The organism is Lysinibacillus sp., from assembly GCF_032093475.1.
GTDB classification, from domain to species: Bacteria; Bacillota; Bacilli; order Bacillales_A; family Planococcaceae; genus Lysinibacillus; species Lysinibacillus irui.
On the sequence record NZ_DAMDAY010000213.1, the window covers coordinates 1 to 3,060 of the forward strand.

The following is a 3,060-nucleotide window of genomic DNA, read 5'->3' on the forward strand; positions in this document are numbered from 1 at the left end:
TGGATGCATAAAAAAGATATTATGAGTAGTGAAACCATGTTGTATATGCCTGTATATGATTCCTTTGGAAATTTATGTACGCGGGTGTACGAGAAAAATAATGAATATATATCTAAACTAGCTCCGACAAAGTTATTGGACTATAATCTTCGTTATTTTGGTTCTAGTTTAAGAGGAGCTTTCGATGGATCAAAAATGATTCTAGGTAAGCTTAATAAAAACCCAATCATAGTAGATGAACGCGGGAATATTTTATGGTGTCCAAGCAGGTCACCACTACATCCGCTATGTATATGGTTTGCTGTTCATCATATTGATGAATATTCAGCTGTGGATAAAAAGAGGACGAAGATCACTTTTGTGAATGGCAAGGAAATTATTGTGGATATCAGTGAGAAAGTTCTTGAGTACCGGATACAGAGAGCATTTTTATTAAAGTATAGATTAGAGAAACGCACAAAGCATTTACTTGTACAGTATGATCGTGTGAAAGTATTTCAGCGAATGGCTCTTAATATGCTTGAGGACGAGAAATAAGATCGTTGAATTAATACAATTAACAGCTGCTAGATAGTATGTTTTCCTTTGTAAAAACGTTATAATAAAAAAATACGGAGCTTTGTAAATTAATTTTTAGCTCCATTACTAACGTTCGGAGGATTTAACAATGATTGAATTAGCAGATGTACGCAATGTGTTAGACACTACAGCCAAAAAATTGGCAGACTTTAGGGGGTCTCTTTGACTTAGAAAACAAAGAGGCACGTATTCAGGAGCTAGATGAAATGATGCTAGAGCCAGGTTTTTGGGATGATCAACAAGGTGCACAGGTAATCATCAATGAAGGAAATGGCTTGAAAGCAATCGTCAATGAATATAAAGATTTAGTGGAAACACATGAAAATTTAGATATGACACTGGAACTTTTACGTGAAGAGCCAGATGAAGAATTACAGGAAGAACTAGGCAAAGAGCTAGCAGAATTCCAACAAAAAATAGGAGACTTTGAGCTCCAATTGCTATTAAGTGGTCCATATGATCAAAACAATGCCATTTTAGAGCTACATCCTGGTGCAGGTGGAACGGAATCACAGGACTGGGGTTCGATGCTGTTACGTATGTATACTCGATGGGCAGAAAAACGTGGCTTTAAAGTGGAGACAGTCGATTATCTTCCAGGTGATGAAGCTGGGATTAAATCGGTTACCTTGTCTATTAAAGGTCACAATGCTTTTGGTTATTTACAGGCTGAAAAAGGTGTACATCGTTTAGTACGTATTTCACCATTTGATTCGTCTGGTCGCCGCCATACATCATTCGTTTCTTGTGATGTTATGCCAGAGTTTGATGACAATATTGAAATCGATATTCGTACAGAGGATTTAAAAATTGATACGTACCGTGCAACAGGTGCAGGTGGTCAGCATATAAATACGACGGATTCAGCAGTTCGTATTACACATATCCCGACTGGTACCGTTGTACAATGTCAAGCAGAACGTTCACAGATTAAAAACCGTGAAAAAGCGATGACTATGTTAAAGGGTAAATTATATCAATTAGAGCTTGATAAGCAGCAGGCTCAGCTAGATGAAATACGTGGTGAGCAAAAGGAAATCGGCTGGGGCTCACAAATTCGTTCTTATGTGTTCCATCCATACTCTATGGTGAAGGACCATCGTACGAATGAAGAGACAGGTAATGTCGGTGCAGTAATGGACGGCGATTTAGATCCATTTATTAATGCCTTTTTACGATCTAAAATTAATTAATAAATATATCCCCCAAGAGTGAGGTGCTCTTGGGGGATTTTCTATTTAAAAGGGTGGATGATAGGGTGCATCTTGGTTAAGCTGTTTTCGTTCATTCATATAGTATTTATAGAGCATGGATGCGTTCACAAACTGTTTACTAATAGAAGCATACTGAATAGGTAACTCAATTTGTTTCTCATTTTTTAATGTAACGATACACCCCGATTGACTAGGTGTGATATTAATAATTGCATGTAATCCAATCCATATATTGTGAATGGAATTCGGTGAATAGGTTGGTAGAAATATACAGGGATACCCATAATCAAAGGCCACGACGATTGGTAGCTTATGTTGATTGCCAAAGAAACGTTTAGCCGATTGTTTTGCCGCTTCATAGGTTGTGCCTAAAGAGATGCAAGATTTGCGAAGCACATGCATTGGTTTGCGTGTAACAATTAGTTCATTATGTTTGTCAATCACATGGGTGAAAATTTTTGTATCGTGCTGAATAGGTTGTAGCATGTAAGTATTAAATGAAATTAAGTAACCATTTACAAAATTGCCAGTCATATGGGAAATGCCTCCTTTTTCTATTGTTAACGGTAGTGTAGAACAGAAAATGGATTTATTGAAATAGAGGAAATAGCTAAAGGGCACTCAGAAAAGAATGAAATGCTTAGAGAATTTGCTTTAAATCTCAAGAGATTAATAGCGAATCCAAGTTATTTTCGATTCGTAAGCATTGCATTTTAGTTTCAATTTTCATATAATTTAGAAAAGGATCGAGGTGAGATCGTTGGATAAATATTATTCGTATACCGATTTTCTAAAAGCCGTTGGTCAGTCAAAAAAAGTTGATGAGGCAGAGAAATTATTAAACGAGATTTATTTAGATCTATTTTTAAATCGTATCCAGCGTATGCATCGTCAAGAGCAGCTCATGGTTCTGATTGATAGAGCACTCGATGAAAAGGATGAACACGCATTTTATCAATACGCAGCCGAACTAAATTCCTTGCAGCAAACAGAAGAATAATCATATGGACGAACCCGCTCTCAGATCTATTGGAGAGCGGGATTTTTTATTGGAGTGATAGTTGGTGAGTTTATTGATGATAGGTTTTTGTTTGAAAGAGGGGGAAGTGATTTGAGGGAGAATATAGAAAACCTACTCGGGGATTAGTGACTTTGCTCGTAAAATAAGAAGAGCGCTCCAAAAGTGTAGTCCTCCGCTCGTAAAGAGAAGATAACCGCTCCAAAAGTGAATGTCCCCGCTCATAAAAGGAGGAGAACCGCTCCAAAA

General features: G+C 37.2%; 4 protein-coding genes. 3 read left to right on the forward strand and 1 reads right to left on the reverse strand.

Features of this window, described 5'->3' with window-relative positions; translation table 11 throughout:
- Positions 1 to 3: 3 nt before the first annotated feature.
- Positions 4 to 537: a competence protein ComK gene (locus RT445_RS23465; RefSeq protein WP_312504870.1), complete on the forward strand. Its 534-nt coding sequence runs from the start codon at positions 4 to 6 to the stop codon at positions 535 to 537.
- Between the two features lie 130 nt (positions 538 to 667).
- Positions 668 to 1,772 (forward strand): peptide chain release factor 2 gene (prfB, locus tag RT445_RS23470; RefSeq protein WP_396631728.1). Its coding sequence is split into 2 segments (ribosomal slippage): positions 668 to 742 and positions 744 to 1,772, totalling 1,104 coding nucleotides; the frame shifts between segments, so codons are not numbered across the junction.
- Positions 1,773 to 1,817: 45 nt separating this feature from the next.
- Here the strand turns inward: prfB and RT445_RS23475 are convergent.
- The gene (locus RT445_RS23475) at positions 1,818 to 2,327 is read right to left on the reverse strand and encodes a competence protein ComK (protein WP_312504869.1); all 510 of its coding nucleotides are present in this window, start codon (positions 2,325 to 2,327) and stop codon (positions 1,818 to 1,820) included.
- 226 nt (positions 2,328 to 2,553) lie between these two features.
- Here RT445_RS23475 and RT445_RS23480 point away from each other — a divergent pair, with 226 nt between their 5' ends.
- Complete coding sequence (locus tag RT445_RS23480) at positions 2,554 to 2,793, forward strand: IDEAL domain-containing protein (RefSeq protein ID WP_274795661.1); 240 nt, start codon at positions 2,554 to 2,556, stop codon at positions 2,791 to 2,793.
- The last annotated feature ends 267 nt before the right edge of the window (positions 2,794 to 3,060 follow it).

Bases quoted from the DNA above. Each gene is read 5' to 3' on its own strand.
- RT445_RS23475 (WP_312504869.1), bottom strand. From the start codon at position 2,327: ATGACTGGCAATTTTGTAAATGGTTACTTAATTTCATTTAATACTTAC.
- RT445_RS23465 (WP_312504870.1), top strand. From the start codon at position 4: ATGCATAAAAAAGATATTATGAGTAGTGAAACCATGTTGTATATGCCT.